Origin of the sequence: Pseudomonas sp. TMW 2.1634, assembly GCF_001703595.1 — a bacterium.
Lineage (GTDB): Bacteria > Pseudomonadota > Gammaproteobacteria > Pseudomonadales > Pseudomonadaceae > Aquipseudomonas > Aquipseudomonas fragi.
Window position 1 is genome coordinate 1,707,770 of sequence record NZ_CP016849.1, and the last position, 22,863, is coordinate 1,730,632.

Annotated in this window: 26 protein-coding genes; 19 read left to right on the forward strand and 7 right to left on the reverse strand. The window is 54.7% G+C overall.

Features of this window, described 5'->3' with window-relative positions; translation table 11 throughout:
- Nucleotides 1-10: 10 nt before the first annotated feature.
- The 6 genes from BFC21_RS08010 to BFC21_RS08030 all read right to left on the reverse strand — a co-directional run bounded on the left by BFC21_RS08010 (nucleotide 11) and on the right by BFC21_RS08030 (nucleotide 4,255).
- Nucleotides 11-1,336, reverse strand: coding sequence for a site-specific integrase (locus BFC21_RS08010; RefSeq protein ID WP_120265927.1), 1,326 nt, complete (start codon nucleotides 1,334-1,336; stop codon nucleotides 11-13).
- Nucleotides 1,333-1,551, reverse strand: a complete 219-nt coding sequence (locus BFC21_RS08015) for a DUF3310 domain-containing protein (RefSeq protein WP_120265928.1) — start codon at nucleotides 1,549-1,551, stop codon at nucleotides 1,333-1,335. Before BFC21_RS08015 ends, BFC21_RS08010 begins: the two co-directional genes overlap by 4 nt.
- On the reverse strand, nucleotides 1,551-2,918 hold the full coding sequence (gene dnaB, locus BFC21_RS08020; protein WP_120265929.1) for a replicative DNA helicase: 1,368 nt from the start codon (nucleotides 2,916-2,918) through the stop codon (nucleotides 1,551-1,553). The genes BFC21_RS08015 and dnaB overlap by 1 nt, the downstream gene beginning before the upstream one ends.
- Nucleotides 2,911-3,714: a replication protein gene (locus BFC21_RS08025; protein WP_120265930.1), complete on the reverse strand. Its 804-nt coding sequence runs from the start codon at nucleotides 3,712-3,714 to the stop codon at nucleotides 2,911-2,913. The genes dnaB and BFC21_RS08025 overlap by 8 nt, the downstream gene beginning before the upstream one ends.
- A complete protein-coding gene (locus BFC21_RS27155) occupies nucleotides 3,711-3,905 on the reverse strand; it encodes a hypothetical protein (RefSeq protein WP_162939297.1) in 195 nt (64 codons plus the stop codon). The genes BFC21_RS08025 and BFC21_RS27155 overlap by 4 nt, the downstream gene beginning before the upstream one ends.
- A 146-nt stretch (nucleotides 3,906-4,051) precedes the next feature.
- Nucleotides 4,052-4,255: a Cro/CI family transcriptional regulator gene (locus tag BFC21_RS08030; protein WP_120265931.1), complete on the reverse strand. Its 204-nt coding sequence runs from the start codon at nucleotides 4,253-4,255 to the stop codon at nucleotides 4,052-4,054.
- A 105-nt stretch (nucleotides 4,256-4,360) separates the two neighbouring features.
- Between BFC21_RS08030 and BFC21_RS08035 the strand changes: the two genes are divergently transcribed.
- From BFC21_RS08035 to BFC21_RS08120, 19 genes are all read left to right on the forward strand, one after another.
- Complete coding sequence (locus BFC21_RS08035) at nucleotides 4,361-5,140, forward strand: S24 family peptidase (RefSeq protein WP_120265932.1); 780 nt, start codon at nucleotides 4,361-4,363, stop codon at nucleotides 5,138-5,140.
- Nucleotides 5,141-5,861: 721 nt separating this feature from the next.
- Nucleotides 5,862-6,245, forward strand: a complete 384-nt coding sequence (locus BFC21_RS08040) for a response regulator transcription factor (protein ID WP_120266701.1) — start codon at nucleotides 5,862-5,864, stop codon at nucleotides 6,243-6,245.
- Between the two features lie 395 nt (nucleotides 6,246-6,640).
- Nucleotides 6,641-6,988: a hypothetical protein gene (locus BFC21_RS08045; protein WP_120265933.1), complete on the forward strand. Its 348-nt coding sequence runs from the start codon at nucleotides 6,641-6,643 to the stop codon at nucleotides 6,986-6,988.
- An 81-nt stretch (nucleotides 6,989-7,069) separates the two neighbouring features.
- The gene (locus BFC21_RS08050; RefSeq protein WP_120265934.1) at nucleotides 7,070-7,318 is read left to right on the forward strand and encodes a hypothetical protein; all 249 of its coding nucleotides are present in this window, start codon (nucleotides 7,070-7,072) and stop codon (nucleotides 7,316-7,318) included.
- A gap of 81 nt (nucleotides 7,319-7,399) precedes the next feature.
- Nucleotides 7,400-7,789: a hypothetical protein gene (locus BFC21_RS08055; RefSeq protein WP_120265935.1), complete on the forward strand. Its 390-nt coding sequence runs from the start codon at nucleotides 7,400-7,402 to the stop codon at nucleotides 7,787-7,789.
- A gap of 31 nt (nucleotides 7,790-7,820) precedes the next feature.
- On the forward strand, nucleotides 7,821-8,426 hold the full coding sequence (locus BFC21_RS08060) for a DUF1566 domain-containing protein (protein ID WP_120265936.1): 606 nt from the start codon (nucleotides 7,821-7,823) through the stop codon (nucleotides 8,424-8,426).
- A 76-nt stretch (nucleotides 8,427-8,502) separates the two neighbouring features.
- Complete coding sequence (locus BFC21_RS08065) at nucleotides 8,503-9,120, forward strand: DUF1566 domain-containing protein (RefSeq protein WP_120265937.1); 618 nt, start codon at nucleotides 8,503-8,505, stop codon at nucleotides 9,118-9,120.
- 183 nt (nucleotides 9,121-9,303) lie between these two features.
- Nucleotides 9,304-9,531, forward strand: a complete 228-nt coding sequence (locus tag BFC21_RS27770; protein WP_371914948.1) for a four helix bundle protein — start codon at nucleotides 9,304-9,306, stop codon at nucleotides 9,529-9,531.
- A gap of 371 nt (nucleotides 9,532-9,902) precedes the next feature.
- Nucleotides 9,903-10,904 (forward strand): RNA-directed DNA polymerase, encoded by a 1,002-nt coding sequence (locus tag BFC21_RS08075; protein WP_256557652.1) that lies wholly within the window; start codon nucleotides 9,903-9,905, stop codon nucleotides 10,902-10,904.
- A gap of 19 nt (nucleotides 10,905-10,923) precedes the next feature.
- Nucleotides 10,924-11,136 (forward strand): hypothetical protein, encoded by a 213-nt coding sequence (locus BFC21_RS08080; RefSeq protein WP_120265940.1) that lies wholly within the window; start codon nucleotides 10,924-10,926, stop codon nucleotides 11,134-11,136.
- A gap of 15 nt (nucleotides 11,137-11,151) precedes the next feature.
- Nucleotides 11,152-11,457: a hypothetical protein gene (locus BFC21_RS08085; RefSeq protein ID WP_120265941.1), complete on the forward strand. Its 306-nt coding sequence runs from the start codon at nucleotides 11,152-11,154 to the stop codon at nucleotides 11,455-11,457.
- Complete coding sequence (locus BFC21_RS27160) at nucleotides 11,454-11,624, forward strand: hypothetical protein (protein ID WP_162939298.1); 171 nt, start codon at nucleotides 11,454-11,456, stop codon at nucleotides 11,622-11,624. Before BFC21_RS08085 ends, BFC21_RS27160 begins: the two co-directional genes overlap by 4 nt.
- Nucleotides 11,621-11,860, forward strand: a complete 240-nt coding sequence (locus BFC21_RS08090; protein ID WP_120265942.1) for a hypothetical protein — start codon at nucleotides 11,621-11,623, stop codon at nucleotides 11,858-11,860. Before BFC21_RS27160 ends, BFC21_RS08090 begins: the two co-directional genes overlap by 4 nt.
- Before the next feature lie 199 nt (nucleotides 11,861-12,059).
- The gene (locus BFC21_RS27540; protein WP_256557641.1) at nucleotides 12,060-12,464 is read left to right on the forward strand and encodes a hypothetical protein; all 405 of its coding nucleotides are present in this window, start codon (nucleotides 12,060-12,062) and stop codon (nucleotides 12,462-12,464) included.
- Entirely contained in the window at nucleotides 12,350-13,513 is a 1,164-nt protein-coding gene (locus BFC21_RS08095; protein ID WP_256557653.1) for a tyrosine-type recombinase/integrase, read from the forward strand. The genes BFC21_RS27540 and BFC21_RS08095 overlap by 115 nt, the downstream gene beginning before the upstream one ends.
- Before the next feature lie 346 nt (nucleotides 13,514-13,859).
- Nucleotides 13,860-15,836: a class I SAM-dependent DNA methyltransferase gene (locus tag BFC21_RS08100; RefSeq protein ID WP_120265944.1), complete on the forward strand. Its 1,977-nt coding sequence runs from the start codon at nucleotides 13,860-13,862 to the stop codon at nucleotides 15,834-15,836.
- Nucleotides 15,833-17,050, forward strand: a complete 1,218-nt coding sequence (locus tag BFC21_RS27410; protein WP_177342581.1) for a restriction endonuclease subunit S — start codon at nucleotides 15,833-15,835, stop codon at nucleotides 17,048-17,050. Before BFC21_RS08100 ends, BFC21_RS27410 begins: the two co-directional genes overlap by 4 nt.
- Before the next feature lie 187 nt (nucleotides 17,051-17,237).
- Nucleotides 17,238-20,438, forward strand: coding sequence for a type I restriction endonuclease subunit R (locus tag BFC21_RS08115; RefSeq protein ID WP_120265945.1), 3,201 nt, complete (start codon nucleotides 17,238-17,240; stop codon nucleotides 20,436-20,438).
- 415 nt (nucleotides 20,439-20,853) lie between these two features.
- Nucleotides 20,854-21,840 carry a putative phage abortive infection protein gene (locus tag BFC21_RS08120; protein WP_120265946.1) on the forward strand — a complete coding sequence of 329 codons (987 nt, stop codon included), beginning with the start codon at nucleotides 20,854-20,856 and terminating at the stop codon, nucleotides 21,838-21,840.
- Between the two features lie 223 nt (nucleotides 21,841-22,063).
- Here the strand turns inward: BFC21_RS08120 and BFC21_RS08125 are convergent, their stop codons facing one another.
- Complete coding sequence (locus BFC21_RS08125) at nucleotides 22,064-22,858, reverse strand: DNA adenine methylase (RefSeq protein WP_120265947.1); 795 nt, start codon at nucleotides 22,856-22,858, stop codon at nucleotides 22,064-22,066.
- Between the last annotated feature and the right edge of the window lie 5 nt (nucleotides 22,859-22,863).

A 22,863-nucleotide genomic window follows, 5' to 3' on the forward strand; every position in this document is an offset into this window, starting at 1 on the left:
GCCATCGATTTTAATCCTCGCCTATGGTTGTTTTCTGAATAGCACTGCAAGCCACGCCTTTAGCGGCCTCCAGCGTATTACCGGATTCTTTGAATCTAACGCCTGTCTGCCCGTGGATCAGGTTCAAACCCTTCTGATCTAGATGCGTGTGCCACTTCTCCAGCGCGTCACGCTTGCGGCCCATCACGTCCGACTGGATGTACACCTGCACGTTGTGACCCATGGCGTGGTTAATCAGCAGCTCACCGATCAAGTGGTCAATGCCAAGGTCTGCCCATGCGGTACGAGCCACTTTGCGCAAGTCGTGACTGGTCCACTCGCCCTTCCCTAGCCGCGTGAACACGGCACTGGCCTGCCCTTCACTCAAAGCCTTACCACTGCGCGCCGGGAACAGGTACAGGCCGTCATAACCTCGGGCGGTTTGGATATCGCGGTACTGGATCAACAAGGCGCGGACTTGCTCAGTCAGCGGCAGGTGATGTTCAACACCGGTCTTGGTGTGCTCAGCCGGAATGAACCACTCACCCTCGGCCAGACTGATATGCGACCAACGCGCCTGCCGGGTTTCACCGATCCGCGTGCCGTGGCACAGCATCATCAGGGCCAGCATGGCATCAGCCGGTTCGCTACCCATCACCTGCCCCAACTCACCGAGCAAGTCCTGCAACTGCACCCCGCGCAAACGGGACGGCTTGATGCTCACCTTGGCTTTGGAGAAGTCCTTGAACTTGATGCCCGCCATCGGGTTGGACGTAATCAGGCCCAGCGCCAAGGCCTGCCGGAATGCCAAGGCCAGCAACTGGAACGCCAGACGCACGTAATCGATGGAGAGGGTTTCTTGCAGCGGCCACATCAGCAGTTTGTCGAGTTCCGCCTTGTTGACCTCAACCAACGGCAGATCACCCAGACGCGGCAACAGATGACACTTCATCGCTGAGGCGCCGGTGTTCTTGCGTTTGGCCGACAGATTGCGGTCACGGGCCATACGATCGGCATACCAGGTGAGCAGTTCGCCTGTGGTTGCCCACTGCGAAATAGCCGAGCCTGCATCGGCAGAAACCCGCAGGCGCACAGAGGGCAACGCGGCCAGTACCTGCTTGGCGCTCAAGTCCGGGAACGCGCCGATACGGTGCCAACGCCGTTTGTTGACCAAGTACCAGGAGCCTCGGGTGCGATTCTTGCCAAACCGGAAATGCAGCGCAGGATGGCCGGCGTCGCGCAGGTCTCGCACATGCTCGAGCTTGGCATTGCGCCCAATTTCCGCGTCGGACAGCTTCACGGTCAGGGTTTTGATCTGAGTGTTTGACGCCCGCTTTTCGATGGTTGATTGGATCATTCAATCACCACTTTGCGCTCAAGCTCGATCAAGATTTCAAGAAAGTGCTTAGCCTTCTCCAAATCAGCAATGCCACCCTTGTCACGCCACCGCGTCACGTACTTGATAACGCTGCCCTCCGCAAACGGAATGCCATTGGCGTGAATAAATTCAATGGGTTGAATTTTGAGCGACTTGTAGTGATCGCCCGAGACCTGCTTTTCGAGTGCACTCATTAACTTTTTTCCTTGCTGTAGCGACTGGCCATACTGGCGACCTTCTGAACTTTTGGCGGCTCAATCCAGCCCGCCGCCAGTTGTTCAAACCGGCTGTACTGACCGAGAAACGCAGTTCGTACAGTGCCAGTCTCGATGTCTCGGCCCTTGCCGATGATGATTTCTGCAATGCCCTTGGCATCGCTGTGTTCGTGGTAAACCTCATCGCGGTACACAAACAGGATGATGTCCGCGTCTTGCTCGATAGCGCCGGATTCGCGCAGGTCTGAACACAAAGGCCGCTTGTTCGGGCGCTCTTCGCATTTGCGTGAAAGCTGACTGAGCAGAATCACCGGGATGCCCAATTCACGGGCCATCAGTTTGGCGCTACGAGTCATGTAACTGATTTCCTGCTCACGGCTGAACGTCCGCGAATCGGAGTCCATCAGTTGCAGGTAGTCGATCACGATCAAATCAAGACCGTGGCGGCGCTTGTGGCGACGGGCAGCTGAACGAATCCGGTTGATCGTCATTGATGCCCGGTCTGAAATAGATAATTTGGAGTGCTTGAGTTTGCCCGCAGCGCTCATCAGCTCAGCGCCATGCGTCTGGGGAGCGGTACCGTTCTTGATCAGTTGCAGCGGGATACGTCCTTCAGACGCCATGAAGCGATCCAGCAGGCCGGTATTGTTCATCTCCAAGCTAAACGCCATGACGCTCTTGCACTCACGGATGGCAACGTGGGAAGCAATGTTCATGGCCAGCGTGGTTTTACCCATCGCCGGACGCCCCGCAATGATGATCAACTGCTCAGGCTTCAGGCCTTGCAGCTTCGCGTCCAGATCAGGAATGCCGGTAGACAGTCCGTCGATCCCCTCCCCCCGATCAGCGCGGGCCTGCAACACTTCGATGTAGTCATCGAGTATGTCTTCAGCCATCAGCACTTCAGACGTGGCGGACTGACTGTCAATGGCTTGAGCCTCAGCCTGCACCGCTGCCACTTTGTCCACGGTGGGCTGATCACTGTGGGCAATCTCGTTGATGCGGTTGCTCAGCTCGATCATGGCCCGGTCAAGGCTGCGCTCACGCACCGTCATGGCGTAAGACGCAGCATTAGCGGCACTTGGGGTATTGCGGGTGATTTCGGCTGCGTACCAGATGGCCTTTTTGCCGCTCGGTAATTCGCCGATGTGAACCCCAACGGTTACAGGGTCGGCAGGCTTGCTATCACCATGCAAAGCCAGAATTCCGCGATACAGCGCCGCGTTGTCCTGGTAGTAAAAATCGTCGACAGACAGGTCTGCACTCAGAATATCGATCAGCTCAGGGCGCAGGAACATCGCGCCCAGTACACCGTGTTCGGCCTCAACGCTGTAGGGATCACGCATTGTAATTACCCTCCACAACCTTGACGAAGTTGCTAGGGGCAATGAGCCAGTCGAAAGTTGCGCGGAAAGGCTTGGAGCCATTGCGACCCGGCGCCTTGCCGGTCAGAAACTCCGAAGTTTTCACCTGAAAGAAATACTCAGCCCAGAAAGCCAAGTCACGGTGCACCTCACTTTCCCGCCACCGCGCTTGCAGCTTGGACTTGCGGTCAGCGGTTATCAGTGCAACTGCGGGTAGCTCAGGGAGGGCGGTGTGATACAGGTCGATAATGGCTTGATACGGGCAAGCGTCGACCACTGATTTGCGGCGAGTGATCTTGGTTGTCTTCGCCTCAGGATTGTCCTCGGCGTTGACGACTACTCCGCTAGGAGTAGTAATTGTATTTATGTCTTTTATGTGTGTAGTTTCCAACACAGTGGCATGTATGTTTTCTACACAGTGTGTAGATTTCAACACGGTCGATTTCTGGTCTAATTTCCACTCTTTCGAAGGTAGAAAATGGATCGGGTCACGACTGCCACCATCGCGAAAAAGAACACGTTGGCGGATCAAGGAATTGATAGCGCGAGACACGTTTGCCCGTTCAGTATCTGCGCCCTGCTCGCCATACATCATCTTGGCGATGTAAAGGGCTGCAACCTTCACGGATTCCTTGTTGTAGCCCGCAGTCAGCCTGTGGATAGCCAAAGCCACACGAAGCTCTCTACCGGACAGCTCAGCCCCTATCAGGGACTCATACAGTTCGTTGTCCATCCGGGTAAATCCCCCGGTGCTGTGAAGTTGAATAACATTGCTCATGCGCTAACACCCCCACCAGGCGAAAGCGAAGCCTTCAAATGCTCAATGCATTCACGGCGCAGCTGCGCTTTCGACTCGTGGGAATACTGGAAACGGACCAGCAGTGCGGCTTGCATGGCTGCGAATTGATGGATAGCACGTAGATGGGCGACGCTTTGAAGGGTATTGCTTGATGATTCAATGGTGCTCATAATGACCCCGTGAATTGTTGTATCGAAGCCGGTCTAGCCACCGGCTTTTTTTTGTCTGCGATTTAGCTACTGGACGAATTAACAGCTAATTCAAGGTGCTGCCGCTTAGGTGGCAATGAGCCGATACTGTTTTCAGCACTACTGAATTAGGCGACTTGTAGTTTTGTAGGTTGCGATGGGAATGGCCGGAGCTCGCTGGCTTGAAAAACACCATCAGGGAGTTCAATCACACGTATGTGGCGCCCTGCTGCTATGGCTTTGTAAATGGCCGGAGGGGTCACGCCCAAAAGCCGCGCGGCTTCGGACTGCCCTTTTTCGGTCACGAACTCATCGAGGGAAGTCTCTTTCATGGTCGTACCTCAGGTTTTCATGGGCACAATATTAACCATCTGTTAATTAAGTATCAATACCGATGGTTTCTTCTTTGTTTTAACCATTGGTTATAGATTCTCTCCATGACTAAAAAACGCATCCTCCCTCCAGATCGCCTTGCCGAGTGCAAGGCCGCTCACGACCTCTTCCTCGCGAAAAAAAACGAGTTGAAATTGAGTCAGAGAAAGATTGCGGACGCTGCCGGGGTTACACCAGCAGCAGTGAACCTGTATTTCAAAGGCATCAACCCTTTGAATGCTCAATTCGCAGCAGTACTTTCAGAGCAGCTTCAAGAGCCTGTCGAGAAGTTCAGCCCTCGTTTGGCAGCAGAAATAGATAAGCTCACCCGGGTCGCGCCAGATCGCTCGCCGCCGACTTCCAACGCAGTGATGATTGGCCCACTAGATACGTGGGACGACGAAACACCGCTCGACGATGATGAGGTATACGTGCCGTTCCTCAAGGAAGTGGAGTTGTGTGCAGGCCACGGCCGCACCAGCGTCCAGCAATCCCCGAAACAAAAACTTCGCTTTGGGAAAATCACCCTAAGACGCCAAGGCGTCCAGCCATCAGAAGCTGTTTGCGTCACAGTTCGCGGCAACAGCATGGAACCAGTATTGCCGGATGGCAGTACTGTCGGCGTAGATAGAGGGACCACCTCAGTAAGCGATGGAAAAATGTACGCTTTAGATCACGGCGGCCAATTACGCGTAAAAACTCTTTATCGATTACCAGGCGGCGGCGTACGCATGCGAAGCTTCAATAGAGACGAGCACCCTGACGAGGAGTACTCGGCCAGCGAAATGATTGAGCACGAAATCGAAATTCTCGGACGAGTCTTCTGGTCTTCTGTTCTTTGGTAACAGCTACAAATCAATAAAAAAATCCCGCCAATGAGCGGGATTTTTTTCGTCCCGAGAAAAATAATTAACCATCGGTATTGACCTGAATAATATACCGATGGTTAACTTACTCCATCGCCGGCCAACACCGGCAACACGGCAGAGATGCCTGGGGCAACCCGAACGCTCTTTACACAACCTGACGTGACCCCGCGACGTACCGGCAAGCCCGGTGGTGAGAAAGCTAAACCGTCGCCCATGCAGCCTCTGGAAGCTGCCGCTCTCTCCACATTGAGAGGACGCCAAACCATGCAGCCAGCCGGCAGATCATCGAGCACGAAATGTGTGATGCCGGACAGGTGGGGAAACCGCGGCGCCGCGCATGGTGCGGAACAAACACATAGGAGAAATACGAAATGAAGTAAGCAGCCCAGCCGGAGTTCGGACCGGCAACCCACGACGAACTGCCCTACCCAGCAGGCCAAAGAGCTGCAGTTGTCAGTCGTGTAGCGAATACATAACCCGATGACCACGGAGCTAAAGCCGAAATAGGCACCGTGAACAGGGAAGCTCAAGGCCGAACAAGCCTCCAGCGCGAAGCCATCGGCGGCGCAGCGCTGCCATACATTGCTGATGCCGCAAACCCAAGTCGCCGCCAGTAGCGGACTTGGGCGCTTCACGGACACTTTCACTGATGTACCTGGGCGACCGGGTGCATTGGGAAAACAACCGAGTACACATCATGGAATCGACGATCGTAGAAGGTACATGGGAAGGCCACCTTGGCCGTGGCCTTGCGCCGCGGGAGCTGCAATTTGTACTTGCAGTAGTACAAGGCATGACCACGAAAGAAATCGCCAGAGCGTTCGGCATTGCGCCTGGCACCGTGGTCAAGCGATTGGCCTGTGCCATGTTCAAGCTTGGCGTTCACCGACAGGGCGCGATGGTCGCCGAAGCCATGCGACGACAGATCATCACACCGCTCTGCCTGTTGCTGGCTGGCCTGATCGCCATGCACACCGCCACAGACGACCAATTGGCCCGCCGTGATCGCAGGCCATCGGAACGCCGCAGCGCTGAAATGCGTTTAGTGCGCCGCGCCGAAGCGGTCGAGCTGATCGGCTAAACCGTATCAACCAGCGCCACGACAGCCTGTCGAAAACTTCCCGAGCGCCTGGCCCCCCATCACCAGGCCGCATCGGTCTGTACTCCGACTTTACAACCTGAATACAGACCGATGCGGAAGCCAACCCAGCAGACGCTGGACACCTGCATCACACCACTGCCACGCTACCGCCCGCAGTGCACACCTGAGCGGAGGATTTGCAGCCATGGGCAATTAACACGATTTACACGCTTCGCTCTTACATACGGCGGCGTTTGTAGAGCAGCTCACAGCCCGGTTTCGACCGGGCTTTTTAATCCTGCGGTTATTCGTCAGCACTCCCCTGCGCGCCCACCGGCATATATCCCAGGCCCCGAGTGCTGACGAATACCCGCAACCCAAGTCGAGGATCGACCATGCACCCATCAATCATCCAGCGCATCACCGTTCTCGACGGGTTGCGCACACGTGCTCACCAGGCCACGGCCGAGTTCTACCAAAAGCCCGGCGTAATGCCGCCGCCATTGGCGCCACTCTTTATCGTCAAGCCGATAGGCAGCAACGCCTTTGAAGTCGTTGAGCGGGCCACAGACAGGGTCATCACAACGCGCACTGGTATCAACGCCGCAGTAAGTCATTCCCATGAGCTGGAAGCAAAAGCGCAGAAGTTCAACGTTAAGCAGTTCGGGAAATTCCTGAGCAGCTGGACTTTGCGCTTTGGCATCACGCTGACAGTCTTCGCCTTCTTTGGCAGTCACATGTGAAGCGCGTCAACGCATCCGCACAACGACGCCTTCGCCAAACCCAGCACCACTTGCCGCCCAGCGGACTTGAAGAGGCAAGCCATGGCCAAATCTGCAACCGAACGGAAGCGCGATCAACGCGACCGCGACAAGCTGAGTGCGAAAGAAAAAGAAGCACTGCTGCTGTCACGAAAGATTGTCACAGCCCTCTATCACAACGATGACGCCGCGCTGAAACGAACCATGGCGCGCACCGGAATTGACGAGGAGCAGGATCTGATATCCCGCTTCATTCGCGGCGCCGACCGCATGACGGATCATCAACTGGCAGAGTTCATCCGCCTTCTGTGACTGTCACGCCTACATGTCACTAACGATAAATAACCTCGTCGCATCCGGTCACGGAGGGCGGCGCCTGACTGGAGATAATCCATGAGCACATTCGCCGTGTTTGGAATGACCCGCGACGTTGCGCTGGCCGAGGCCAAGAAGCGCACCAAAGGCACCCGCAAGAACGTGAAAGCCCCAGGCGGCGTTGAGCCAATCCCTCTCGCAGAATGGATGGAGCTGGTCGAGAAGAAGACCGAGCAGATTATGGGGGGGGGTACGGCTCGCCAGCTCTCACCGCTGTTTGATGCGCCTCAGTACGCTGAACAGTTCATTGATCTGGCCCGCAAAACCATCCAATGCCGGGATCTGCGGATTAGGGCAAAGTGCGTAATGACTGACGCGGACAACAAGCCAATCATCAACCCAAAGACCAAAGCGCCAAAAGTTGGGTTTTGTGAATGGCAGCCAGAAAGCAAATCCAGAGTGGCCTGAGTTCATCCTCAATTAAACAGCGAGATACCCAATGAAACCCGAAATGATCACCCTCAAGCACGGCGACACCACGATCAAGATGCCGGCTTCGTCACTGGCAAAACTGGCCCTGACCAGTGTGTTTGCCCAGGTGCTGCCGCCAGCGGCCAACGTGTCACCAATCACCCCTTATTCGATTCCTGAGCTCGGGGCAGCCTGGCTGGGTCAAGGCGGCTTCAACGGCGGTCTTGTGGCGGCCCACGGCGATGTGCCGGCGCACTACCTGATCATCGCTGATAAGGATGCCGGCAGCTTCGAATGGGGTGGTCGCGGCACCGAGAGTGGCGCCACCAGCAAGCGGGATGGCTTTGCCAACACCGAAGCCCTGTGCGGCAATGATCAGGAACACCCGGCGGCCAACGCTTGCGCCGAGCATCAAGCGGATGGCCACCACGACTTCTACCTGCCCGCTGCTGCTGAGCTGTACCACTGCTGGCTGAACGTAGCGGAGCTGTTCGCCAAAGACACCTGGTACTGGTCGAGCTCGCAGCGCTCCGCCTACCTCGCTTTCGGCATGTACTTCGTTGGTGGCGATCAGAACGGCCTCGACGAGTTCAACGAGCTCCGTGCCCGCCCCGTCCGCAGATTGTTTATTTAATCCTTCAATCATTCGTTCTTGACCGGCTACCGGGCGCATCAGCGCCTTTTTTATTGCCTAAAAAAGAGGAAGCACCATGTCCGCAATAGTTAAAGCATTGCCTGTAACGCCAATTTCAGCCATTGGCAAAGCCTACGGCGGCGGTTTCGTCACGGGGGTCACCGTTGAAAACGGCCAGCGTTATCTCAATATCACCGCCGGTGCAGCCCACGAATTGAAAGGCGCCTGGGGCGCTCGCGGCGTGATCATCGAGGGCGCCGGTAGCTTTACCGACAGCCGCAGCAATACCGAATCAATGGCCGCTGCTGGTAGCGAGCTGGCTCAGAAGGTGCTGACCCTTGAGATTGACGGCTTCACCGACTGGGCCATTCCAGCCCGTGACGTGCAGGAGCTGCAGTACCGCCACTTCAAGCCAACGACCGAGGAAAACTACTGCTGGGGTCGGGATGGCGACAATCCAAACAGCCTGCCAGTGGGCCAGCTGTACACCTCAGAGTTTCCGGCTCAGACGGTGTTCCCGGCATTCCAAGACGATGGCGAAGAAGCCTTTAGCGGCTCCTGGTACTGGTCAAGCTCGCAGCGCTCCGCCAGCATCGCATTCGGCATGCACTTCGGTGATGGCAATCAGGTCAGCACCGGCAAGGACAACGAGCTCCGTGCCCGCCCCGTCCGCAGAGAGCTGATCATTGATTAATTCGCTTATTTAATCCGGCCGCTTGCGGCCGGTTGCTTTGGGAGTTTCAGCCTAATGGCAATGCATACGGATCTTGCGATCTACAAAGCGTCGATTGACCTGTTCAAACTTGCAACGGGCCTCACTCGGAGTATCCCGAGAGACCTAAAGCAAGTGATCAGCAAACGAGTTATGGATGATTGCATGGAGATCCTTACGCTGATTGGCAGGGCAAACTCAAATAGAGATAAGCGGCCTCATTTGGAGCTACTTCTGGAGAAAGTGCACCAGGTAGATCTGGTCATGAGGCTATGCACCGAAAGCCGGTTCATCAGCCCAGAGCAGCAATCAAAAACGATCCTGCTCACCTCCTCCATTGGCAAACAAGCCAATGCCTGGAAACGCCATACCCCAACCGCGCCCGCCATCTGAGAGTTACGGCTTTCAGGTCTGTGCGATTTTGAATCTGGTCGTGCCGCTGACCTTCTGGTCACCGCCATGCGCATCAGAGATACCGCCGGTCTAAAGCGTCCGCGTAGGTCTCGCGCAGTTTCCTCGCTGATCGGCATTGCCTTCGGCTTGGCGACGTAGATAGCACGATAGGTCGCAGCGCTCCGCCAACAACGCATTCAACATGAACTTCGATGATGGCAATCAGAACAACAACGACAAGAACAACGAGCTCCGTGCCCGCCCCGTCCGCAGATTCGACTGTTGGTCCCTACCAGTTTCAGGATCTGGTGCAGGCCTATTACGATTGTCGGCGCTCGAAGCGAAACAGCGACAGCGCTCTGGCTTTCGAAATGAACCTGGAACAGAACCTGATCCTGCTACACGACGACCTGATGTCTGGCACTTACCAGCCAGGCCGCTCGATATGCTTTGTGGTAACCCGCCCGAAAGCCCGCGAAGTATGGGCAGCAGCCTTTCGGGATCGGGTCGTCCACCACCTGCTCTACAACCATGTGGCCCCGCGCTTCTATGCCAGCTTCATAGCCGACAGCTGCGCCTGTATCCCTGGCCGAGGCACCCTATACGCCGCAAAGCGCCTTGAGTCGAAGATCAGGAGCGCCAGTGAGAACTGGTCGAAGCCAATCTTTTATATCAAGTGCGACTTGGCCAACTTCTTCGTAGCGATCGATAAGCAGGTGCTGCGCCGGCAACTGGCAGCGAAGATCGCCGAGCCATGGTGGCTCGCGCTTGCTGAGCAGATCCTGATGCACGACCCCCGCGAGAACTTCGAAACCAGAAGCCCGCGCCATCTGTTTGGCTTGGTACCGCAGCACAAGCGCCTGACCGCGCAGCCTGCTCACCTCGGACTGCCCATTGGAAACCTATCGTCGCAGTTCTTCGCCAACGTCTATCTGGACGCGCTGGATCAGTTCGCCAAGCACCGCTTGAGGGCAAAGCATTACATCCGCTACGTCGATGACTTTGTGTTCTTGCATGAGTCACCGCAGCAGCTCAATGCCTGGCACGCAGAGGTCGAAGTATTCCTGCAGACGCTGGGCGCTAGACTGAACCCAACCAAAACCATCCTGCAACCGGTTGATCGCGGTGTCGACTTCGTAGGGCATGTGATCAAGCCGTGGCGGCGCACCACCCGCAAGCGCGCACTGGCACAGGCACTCAAGCGAACCGCCACGGCACCGGCCGAGGATCTGCGCGAGACCGCCAATAGCTATTTCGGATTGCTCAGCCAGGCCAGCCATAGCGAGAAAGACCGGGCAGCGCTGGGCCGGGTCGTGCTCAAGCGCGGCCACGCCGTCAACGGAAAGCTGACCAAGACATACTTAAAGAAATGACCCAGCCGCAGGAGGGCTCATGAACAAACAAACGATTTCTCTTGCTCGGGTCGCCGTGGTCAACGGCCTGCAGTGGCAGCTGTTCCCTGTCGACTTCAAGACCGAAGAAGGCACCTTCAGCGTTTACCTATACGCCATCAACCGCGAACACGCTGCAGCGATCCTGCTGGAGCTGAAAGAAACCGCCGTCCTGCGCGATGGCGACCTAGTGGGCATCACCCGCAACGACTAATCCCGAGGCAACCCAATGAACTCAATCGCACAGCGGGCGCTTGATCGTGCCCGCGAAATACCTGCCGCCGTGGTGGTCGCCCCTGCTCAAGCAGCAATAGCGCTGCCTGAGATAGTGATCGCCGGCCCAATCAATCGCGTCATGCAACTTGAGGGTCAGCGCTTCGCCTTGGATGTCGTGAGGTCGCTAGGTTCTTCAATCAGCAACCCGCTGGTGATTGCCAACACCATCCGGAATTTGACCACAACGGCTACAGCATCGCCTTCGAGCTATGCCAGCGGCATCAAGCAGGTAACTGACCTGCTAAAGGACGCGCTATGACAACCCTCCGCCGAACAGTAAAGATTCGCGGCGCACCCATGCGTCCGCTGGACCTGCAAACCATCTGTGACATCTGCGAGAAGTCACGCGGCCACGGCAACCACACCAAATGCAGCAAGTTGCGCCAGGCCGAAGCGGTTGAGCGGCGCGCACGGGAGAAGGTATGACTGAGAAAACAAAGCCAACCGATGCCGATATCAAAGGGCAGATAGTCAGCTGGGGCTCGCAACAGATGACCTATGTTATTCGTAACGGCCTTAGTATGGTCGGGCATAAGGGGCTGAAAACGGAATGGGTGCGCCGCCAACTTGAGCGGATGGAGCGCTCCGGCGAGGTCAAGCGGGTGCCCTCGGTCTACGCCCGGCAGATCTGCTGGGCCTTGGTCGAGCCAGTGATGCCATGACCCACCACCCCAAAGGCGGCATGTGCTGCGCTTGCCAGTACGCCCGCCGAGATTGCAGCGCCCTTCCCCTCAAGGCCATGCCGCCAATTCAGCGCGATGCCAGCACGATCATCGTGCGGTGCACCGAATTCAAGCGGCAGCTGTAAACCAACACTTTACAACTCACAGCCTGCCGGTGATCGACGGGCGAGGATTCGCTATGGCGAGCAAAAGCGTTGCCCGCAAGGCATTGATCCAGCCGCGGTTCATGCGCGCCGGTGAAGCACCGGAATATCTGAGTATGAACCTGGCCCTTTTTAACGAGATCGTCCGCCCGTACGTGAGCGAGTTCCCGCTTGGCGAACGCGGCGTTGGGTTTGATCGGTTGGAGCTTGATGAGTGGGCTTCGTCCTACGTTGAAGCCAAGGCAATTGATAAAAAAGGCGCATCGGAGCAACAATTGCCCCGCAGCGGGCGCCAGATCGGAGATTCAACATGGCGCGGAAAACGATCACAGGCCTCTCCCAAAGGAGCGGGCTCTGGCATATCGACAAGAAAATCAACGGCGAACGACTTTACGAAAGTACTGGAACTAGTCAACGGGAAGAAGCAGAGCGGTACCTGATACACAGGCTGGAGCAGATTCGGCAACAGAAGGTGTATGGCGTCAGGCAGGTACGAACGTGGAGAGACGCAGCAATGCGCTTCCTTCTGGAGATTCGAGACCAGCCATCAATCAAGCTATCAGCCCATCATCTTGCGCAGCTGGATCCGTTTATCGGTGACATGCCCTTGACCCACATTGATGATCAGGCGCTTGAGCCATTCATTAAAGACCGCCTGGCAACTTACAAACTGCCGGACGGGAAGATCAAGAAAGGTGTGGCCAACCGGACAGTAAACATTTCGATTGAGCGTGTAGTGCGCGTTTTGACGTTGTGCGCACGCAAGTGGCGGGATGATGAGCGGAGGCCGTGGCTGGATAGCGTGCCAATGCTCACAAAGCTGGAAGAGAAGAAATCGAGCCGCAAGCCCTACCCTATGTCATGGGAAGAGCAGTCGATTCTTTTTGGGGAGTTGCCCGCCCACTTGCAGACGATGGCCTTGTTCAAGGTGAACACGGGCTGTCGCGAGCAAGAGGTCTGCAAATTGAAGTGGGATTGGGAAATTGCGGTACCGGAACTGGGCACCAGTGTGTTTCTGATACCAGCAGATTTTGGCGGCCGGCATGAGCGGTCAGGAGTGAAGAACGGTGATGAGCGCCTGGTGGTGCTCAATAGTGTGGCCAAGTCGATCATTGAGAAGCAACGCGGTATCAGCAAGGAATGGGTATTTCCTTACAACGGTACCGCAATGCATCGCATGAATGACTCGGCATGGAAGAAAGCGCGAGTGAGGGCGGCGAAACTCTGGCAGGAGGAAAACCTTCGCCCTGCTCACCCCGGCTATCTGTCTATTCGTATTCACGATTTAAAGCACACGTTTGGTCGACGCCTTCGAGCGGCAGGTGTGACCGAAGAGGACCGCAAAGCCTTGCTCGGACACAAGAACGGCAGCATCACCAGCCATTACTCCGGCGCTGAGCTGGGGCATCTGATAGAAGCTGCAAATATGGTATCAGCAACTGACTCGCGTGGGCCGGTGCTGACGATTCTGAAGAGGAGGCAAGCTTGAAATCTGGAGAAGTCACGCAAAAGTCACGCGCATGAAAAAGGCCAATGTGGGGGACATTGGCCTAAGTCATTGAATAATATGGTCGGGACGGAGTGATTCGAACACTCGACCCCTAGCACCCCATGTTCCCTCGTAAAATATCGTAAGCCATTGTAATTAAAAGAAAAATACAATTTTTCATCATGGCAAAATGTACTGCAATTCGTGCGTAGGCAAACGGTAAGCCGTGGCTTTCAGGGTAGGTTTTGCGCAGTTCCATACAGCCCCCAGCTATTACGTTGATGCTCCTGAAGGAATCCTTGGGTGTTAGACTCACGCTTTTGTCTCTACTCCAAGGTGTTATTGCGTGAACATGGAAAATCATTCCCAGACGGCTGCGTTTCTTTGGTCCATTGCCGATCTGCTGCGCGGTGACTTCAAACAATCGCAATACGGTCGTATCATCCTGCCATTCACCCTGTTAAGGCGGATGGAGTGCGTACTCGCACCGACCAAGGATGAGGTGATCAAACAAACCTTCGCCCAGGAAGGCCGTCCGGACCAAGTGCGTGAGATGATTCTGCTGCGCGCTGCCGGCCAGCAGTTCTTCAACGGCTCGCCGCTGACCCTTGGCACGCTGTCAGACACCCAAACCGCCGCCGACCTGATGTGCTATGTGCAGGCGTTCAGTAAGGATGCCCGCGAGATCTTCGAGCACTTCCACTTTGAAGATTTCGTTCAGCAGTTGGAAACCGCCAACCTGCTGTATCAGGTGGTGCAGCGTTTCGCCGCCACGGATCTGAGCCCCGAGTTCATCAGCAACTTCGGCATGGGCATCATCTTTGAAGAGCTGATCCGGAAGTTCGCGGAAAGCTCCAACGAAACTGCCGGGGAGCACTTCACCCCGCGCGATATCGTGCACCTCACCACATCCTTGGTGATCACCAATCAGGACCACAAGCTCGCGCCCAACAGCATCGTCACCATCTATGACCCAACTGCGGGCACGGGTGGCTTTCTGTCTGAGGGTGATGAGTACATCCAGTCCATCAGCGAAAAGGTCAGCGTGTCTCTGCACGGCCAGGAGCTCAACCCCGAGTCCTATGCCATCTGCAAGGCGGACATGCTGATCAAGGGTCAGGACGTGGCCAGCATCAAACTCGGCAACACCCTGTCCAACGACCAACTGGCCGACAAGCACTTCGACTTTATGCTCAGCAACCCGCCGTTTGGCGTGGAATGGAAGAAGGTACAAAAGCAGATCACCGACGAGCACAGCCGCAAAGGCTTCGATGGTCGCTTCGGCCCCGGCTTGCCACGGGTGTCCGACGGCTCGCTGCTGTTCCTCCTGCACTTGGTCAGCAAAATGCGTGACCCGCGAGACGGTGGCTCGCGCATCGGCATCATCCTCAACGGCTCGCCGCTGTTTACCGGCGGTGCGGGTTCGGGTGAGTCGGAGATTCGCCGCTACCTGCTGCAGAACGATCTGGTTGAAGCCATCGTCGCGCTGCCCACCGACATGTTCTACAACACCGGCATCGCCACCTATGTGTGGATACTCAGCAACCACAAGACCGCTGCGCGCCAGGGTAAGGTGCAGTTGATCGACGGCAGCCAGCACTATGCCAAAATGCGCAAGTCGCTGGGCAGCAAGCGCCAATACATCACCGAGGATCAAATCAGCGAGCTGGTGCGCCTGTATGGCGGCTTCGAGCACAGCGCGCAGAGCAAAATCTTCCCCATCGACGCCTTCGGCTACCGCCGTATCACCGTCGAACGCCCGCTGCGTTTGAACTTCCAGACCAGCGCCGAACGTCTTGGCAAAGTGTTGGAAGAAAAAGCCCTGCAGAAGCGGGAAAGCGCCGCCCAACAGCAACTGATAACTGCCCTGCAAACCATGGACGCTAGCTCGCTGCACCGTAACCGCGAGCAGTTCAGCAAGCTGCTGAAAAAAGCTCTCACAGCCCACAGCGTCAGCCTCAGCACGCCGGAACTCAAAGCCCTTATGAGCGCCCTGAGTGAGCGCGACCCCGAGGCGGATATCTGCATGACCAAAGGCCAGCCGGAAGCGGATGCCGGCCTGCGCGATAACGAGAACGTGCCGCTGGGTGAGTCGGTGTACGACTACTTCCAGCGCGAAGTCATCCCCCATGTACCGGATGCCTGGATCGACGAAAGCAAAACCGACGCCCAGGATGGCGAGGTCGGCATCGTCGGCTTCGAGATTCCCTTTAACCGCCACTTCTATGTGTTCCAACCTCCGCGCCCGTTGGCCGAGATCGATAGCGATCTGAAAGCCTGTACCGACCGAATCAAGCAGATGATTGAGGGGCTGTCGGCATGACGTTTCCAGCGTATCCGGACTACAGGGATTCTGGGGTCGAGTGGCTAGGGGTTGTACCTGAACATTGGGGTGTTAAACCGCTCAGGTATCTCGGCCGCTTTAGAAAAGGATTGACGATAACAAAAGCAGATTTAACTGATACAGGTATCCCTTGTCTGAATTATGGTGAAGTTCACTCCTTGTACCCTTTCGAGGTAAACCAAGACATACAGGTTCTAAAATGCGTGCCTGCGGAGTATCTGGAAACAGAGTCATCATCTTGTATTAGCTATGGCGATTTTGTGTTTGCCGATACCTCGGAGGACCTTGAAGGCGTCGGCAATTTCACTCATGTGTCAGGCTCGGAGCCTCTTTTCGCTGGCTATCACACAATTATCTACAGCTTGGATTCGGACGTAAGTTCACGGTTTCTTGCCTATTGTCTAGAGTCTTTCGCCTTCAGAACCCAGTTACGTATGGGTGTAAAAGGGGTCAAGGTATTCAGTGTTACTCAGGAAATTCTTCGGGGCGGTATTGCTTGGATTCCTACAACAGCCGAGCAAACCCAAATCGCCCGCTTCCTCGACCACGAAACCGCCCGCATCGACGCGCTGATCAAAGAGCAACAGCGCCTAATCGAATTGCTCAAGGAAAAGCGACAGGCAGTGATCTCCCACGCCGTCACCAAAGGCCTCGACCACACGGTACCGATGAAAAACTCGGACGTGAAGTGGCTGGGCGAAGTACCGGCACATTGGGAAGTTAAGCCACTCCGTTACGTGTCAACTATGATCGATGGCGATAGAAGTTCCGCTTACCCAAGCGAGGGAGATTTAGTCGGAGAAGGCATTCCATTTGTCTCATCGAAAAATATAGTTGGCTATAAGCTTACCGATAAGAATCTAAATTTTATTACGCCGGAAAAATTCAATTCGCTCAGCAGAGGAAAGCTTTGCGATGGTGATTTGGTAATCACTGTCAGAGGCACTATAGGGCATGTCGCTGTTTTTGATTCTGCAGTAATTGGAAACAAAACAGGATTTATCAACGCTCAAATGATGATTATCCGGCCTGACGTAGGATTGACTGAATACATTAGGCTCTGTAGCGAAAGCTATTTTTGGCAAAAGCAATTAGATGTTGCGGCATACGGCTCGACTGTCAAGCAACTATCTAACCCAATTGTGGGGGGGCTCGTAATCGCACTCCCCCTAGAGCTGAAATACCACTTCTAGTTTCTGAAGTTAGGGCGCTTGAGTCTGAATTTGAAACGCTTATTTCTCAATCGTTAATCGGGACAAGCCTTCTCCAAGAGCGCCGTTCCTCCCTAATCTTTGCCGCAGTCACCGGCAAAATAGACGTGCGCGACTGGCAGCCACCGGCCAACGCGTCAACTCCCAAATTAGCAAAAGAGGCCGTGTAATGGCGGACAGCAAGGAAGCTCAGTTTCAGCAGGACATTATTGACGCCCTGGCCGCCCAAGGTTGGCTGGTCGGCACCGCCAGCGGCTACGACCGCCGCACCGCGCTGTATACCGAAGATGTGCTGGACTACTTCAAGGACGCCTGGCCGGAACGCTGGGACAAGTTCGCCAAGGCCAACCCGATCAACCCGGACGATGTGCTGGTGCAAAAGCTCGTGCGAGAGCTGGAGCAGAGCGGCACCCTGGATGTGCTGCGCCATGGCTTCAAGCTGCCGGCGGTAAAGGTTGAGCTGTGCAGCTTCCAACCTGACCACGGGATGAACCCGGATACTCTCAAGAGCTACCAGTGCAACCGCCTGCGGGTGGTGCCGGAGGTGTCCTACTCACCGCATGCGCGTGATGCCGGCAGCAGCGGGCAGAGCTACAACCCACGCCTGGACTTGGTGCTGTTCGTCAACGGTATCCCCACTGCGACGCTGGAGCTGAAAAGCGAGTTCAAACAGTCGGTGGAAAACGCCAAGCGCCAGTACCGCAATGACCGTCCGGTAAAAGATCCGCTAACGCGCAAACCCGAGCCGCTGCTGACCTTCAAGCGCGGCGCTCTGGTGCACTTTGCCGTAGGCCAAAACGAAGTGGCGATGACCACCAAGCTGGCAGGTAAAGACACTTTCTTCTTGCCGTTTAACCTCGGCAGCGCAGAAGGCGGCGCAGGCAACCCGATGCCTGAGGACGACAGCCAATACGCCACTAGCTACCTGTGGCAACGCCTGTTGCAGACAGACGCGTGGCTCAAGGTGCTGGGGCGATTTCTGCACTTGGACAAGAAAACCAGCGAAGGCTTCGACGGCACACTAGTGACCAAAGAAACAATGATCTTCCCCCGTTACCACCAATGGGAAGTGGTCAATAAGCTGATCGATACCACCCGCACCGAAGGGCCGGGCAAGCGATATTTGATCCAGCACAGCGCAGGCTCGGGCAAGTCCAACTCCATCGCCTGGACCGCTCATCAATTGGCCTCGCTGTACGACGATGCCGGTCAGCGCCTGTTCAATTCGGTGATCGTGGTCACCGACCGTACGGTGCTGGATAGCCAACTGCAAAACACCATCTACCAGTTCGAACACGCTCAGGGCGTGGTTAAACCGATCAGCCGGGATATCGGCAACCAAAGCAAATCCGAGCAACTAGCCGAGGCACTGGCCGAGCAGACGCGCATCATCATCGTTACCATTCAGACCTTCCCAGCCTTGTTCGATGCCCTGGACAAGTACCCTAAGCTGGCTAGCGGGCGTTATGCGGTAATCGCTGACGAGGCGCATTCCTCGCAAACTGGCTCGTCGGCCAGCAAGCTGAAACAGATTCTCGGCAGTGATGCTGTGGATGCTGAAGAAGTCAGTGCCGAGGAGCTGCTGGACGCCGCTGTGCAGGCACGCCAACCCAATGAACGCATTAGCTACTACGCCTTCACCGCCACGCCCAAGCCCAAGACCCTGGAATTGTTCGGTCGCCCGGCCGACCTGACGCTTCCGGCCAGTACCAGCAACAAGCCAGAGGCATTTCACCTGTACTCCATGCGTCAGGCCATCGAAGAAGGTTTTATCCTCGACGTGCTGCGTAACTACACCACCTACAGCACCGCCTGGAAGATCGCCCATCCAGACGGCGAAGACGACGAGGTGGACAGCAAGAAAGCGCGCATCAAACTGGCGCGCTGGGTGCGTTTACACCCGTACAACATAAGCCAGAAGGTCGAGGTGATCGTCGAGCATTTCCGCGCCAATATCCGCGGCCTGCTTAGTGGTCAAGCCAAGGCCATGGTAGTCACCAGCAGCCGCCAGGAAGCCGTGCGTTATCAGTTGGCTATGAAAGCTTATGTGCAGCAGATGGGGTATAGCGATGTGCACCCGCTAGTAGCCTTCTCCGGTAGCGTATTGCCGGATGAGGTGATCCCGGAAGAGGTTACGGAAAACAGCAGCTTGCTTAACGCCGGACTGAATGGCCGCGACTTGGCCAAGGCTTTCGACACCCAAGACTTCAATGTGATGATCGCGGCTAATAAGTATCAGACCGGCTTCGATCAGCCCAAGCTGTGCGCCATGTACGTGGACAAGAAACTGCAAGGCGTGGACTGCGTGCAGACCCTATCGCGATTGAACCGCACTTTTGGTGACAGCAAGGAAACCTTCATCCTCGACTTCTTCAACGAGCCAAAGGATATTCTCGACGCCTTTTTGCCGTACTACACCAAGGCCGAGCTGACCGATGTGACCGACCCGCAGATCATCTACGACCTGCAGAAGAAGCTGGATGCCGAGGGCATCTATCACTGGCAAGAGGTCGAAGCGTTTGCTCTGGCTTTCTTCGACCCCAAGGCGCAAGCCAGCAAACTCAGTTATTACTGCGCACCGGCCAAAGAACGCTTTGCCAAGCGTTATGCCTTCTCTTTGGAGTCACACCAGCAAGCACTAGATTACAAACGCACCGCCGAAGCCAATGGCGATAGCGCCGGCTTGAAAAAAGCCGAACACGCATTGAAGGAAGCTGGCGAACAAGTTGATCAGCTCGACCTATTCCGCAAGAACCTGCAAAGTTTTGTGCGCCTGTACGAGTTTCTCTCGCAGATCGTTCCTTATGAGGATCGCGAGCTGGAGCAGCTCTGCGTATACGCCAAGCACCTGCACCCGCTACTGCGGGTAGACCGTCTGCTACAAGACGATGTGGACGTGGAAGAGCTACAACTTAGCCACTACCGCCTGAGCAAGCGCGCTGAGCATCAGCTACGCCTAAGCGAGGAAGAAGGCGAATACACCCTCAAACCTGGAAATGATGTAGGCAGCGGCAAGCCCCATGATCCGGAGAAAAAGCGTTTGTCCGAAATCATTGAGGCTCTGAATGATATCTTCGGTGCAGAGGTTAGCGATGACGACCAACTGCAGTTTCTCACAGGCATCGCCCAACGCATCAGCCGCCAAGAAGATGTGATGGCTCAGGTAAACAACCACTCGGTGGATCAAGTGATGCACGGCCTGTTCCCGAAGCGTGTTCTTGATACCGTGCTGGATGCAATGACCGACCACGAGAAATTGTCATTAGAAGTGCTAGATAACGAAACCAAAAGCCGGGCATTTGCCTTGGTGATTTTGAAGTTGCTGAAGTCGGCGGCCGCTCCTGATGAATCCGGCTTGCACGGTGCCTAAAACCATATAAATCGCATCTTCGAAATACAAGCCAAAATCTGCTTTTTGCCGATTCTGCTCGTAGTACTACCCGCAAAGTTTCGATAGCTGCCTTTCACGAATGGCTGCTATCGACCGCTTCCGCCGAAGAATTCGACCATCGTTTGCGAGTCAGAAAAGTGCGCTACTGAGATTGAAATCTGTGCATTTGGCAAAGCCACCAAGCTCAGACTGCACATATCAGCGTACTAATCAGGCGTTTTCACCAGTAAGTGAGCAAACGGTTTGTGCAGAACGATTTTTTCAACAGTAACGATCCACGACAGACGGTGTACACCAAAAATATTGGTCAGAGGGCAACATTTACGTACGACGGCGCTTATACGATATCGACCATAAACACGCTTTCAAGGACTTTGCCGTCAAGGAGCAGGTCTTGCTGCTTTTTCATTATCCCTATACCTTGCGTCTAGTGATCGATCAGACATTTGAGACTACTATGACTTGGCCAGTAAAAATCATTAAAATATCATGCATATTTTTCGGAACAGCATCACTAGCAACAGCTCTATTTATTTTATTCGACGATACATATTTCAACACAAGCTTTAAGATTGACGCGGAATTAGCAGCAAAGTTCGGAGATTTTTTTGGCGGATTCATCGGCACTATATTTACAATATTCAGCGTTATATTATTAATATACACCATTATCTCCCAAAATTTAGAAGGATCTAAAAACGGTGTATGCGATCGTTTTTTCAAGATGATTGACTACCACAACGAAAACGTCAGAAACATTCGAATACCAAGTATAGAAACCAGTAAAATCGATATCATTGAAGAAGGCAGAAGAGCTTTTGTAGTATACAAAATCCAACTAAAACGACTACTTCAAGCCGTTGAGGAAATCGACAAAGAACTAGCAGCAAATCTAACTGACGCTCAAAAAATTGATATCGCCTATATGTGCTTTTACTATGGTCTAAGTGACACATGGATAGATTTTATAAGCCAAAAAATTTCATTCCATCCTGGCGGGGTGGTGATAGCATCAATGATGCTTGACAAAGTTAATGCCTGCACAACTTATAAACTTGGGAGGACGAATCAAACTGACTTAAGCAGCTACTTTCGAAATATGTACAATGCGATCAAGCTCATAGACAATGACAAACATCTATCCGAGAGTGAGAAAATTGATCTGATTAAAATATACAGAGCACAACTTTCCAATCCCGAGCTATATATATTATTTTTTAACTTAATATCCAGATTTGGTAGCAAATGGAATCAAAAAGGATATGTAGAAAAATACGAATTACTAACAAATCTACCCGTGGCTTATTGCGACGGCTACGACCCGAAAAAATACTTCAGCATGAATTTCGAAGAGGATGAGATTGAGCCTTGGGCAAATTAAACTCTTTGCTAAGCGAGTCAAACTTTCACTTCACCACCTATCACAGCCTAAAACTGCTTCTTGGCCCAGCGTAATTACGCCCTAGTAACCGACTGTAGTCCATTACGACAAACTACAATCGGAAATGCAGATGTATTACGCTCTGGCACAACCAGAGCAACTCCTTCTTCATAAAATCGCATTACATTCTAAGTAGATCAAAATCGCTCACAAATAGGTTTAACTAAAAAAGCCCACCGAAAGCCTCCTGGTCCCAATTCATAACAATCAACTCCCCCGTCACCTCAGCCTTCGCTTGCCGCTGATTGGTGGTCGTGTACCGGATCTCGGTCGTCTCAAAATGAAACCCTTCAAACACCCGCCGAATGTCCGGGTGGTCGTTAATGCTGACCATCACCTTGCCTTTGCAGCGCCGCATAAAATCAGCCATGCGCTCATAGTTTTCAAACGGAAATTTAACGCCGTAGCCCGCGGTCTGCCAGTAAGGTGGATCCATGTAGTGGAAGGTGTGCGGCCGGTCGTAGCGCTCGGCGCACTCAAGCCAGGGCAGGTTTTCGACGTAGGTGCCGGACAACCGCTGCCAGGCTGCCGACAGGTTTTCTTCAATGCGCAACAGGTTGATTGCAGGAGCAGTTGTTGCGGTACCGAAACTCTGACCTGAGACCTTGCCACCGAATGCATGGTGCTGCAGATAGAAGAAACGAGCGGCGCGCTGGATGTCGGTCAGGGTTTCCGGGCGGGTCATTTTTTGCCACTCGAATATCTGCCGTGAGCTGAGTGCCCATTTGAATTGACGCACGAACTCTTCCAGGTGGTTCTGCACCACGCGGTACAGGGTCACCAGGTCGCCATTGATGTCGTTTAGCACTTCGACTGGAGCAGGCTGTGGCCGCAGGAAGTAGAGCGCCCCGCCGCCGGCGAAGACTTCGACATAGCATTCGTGGGGTGGGAACAGGGGGATAAGGCGGTCGGCGAGGCGGCGTTTGCCGCCCATCCAAGGAATGATGGGTGAAGACATAATGT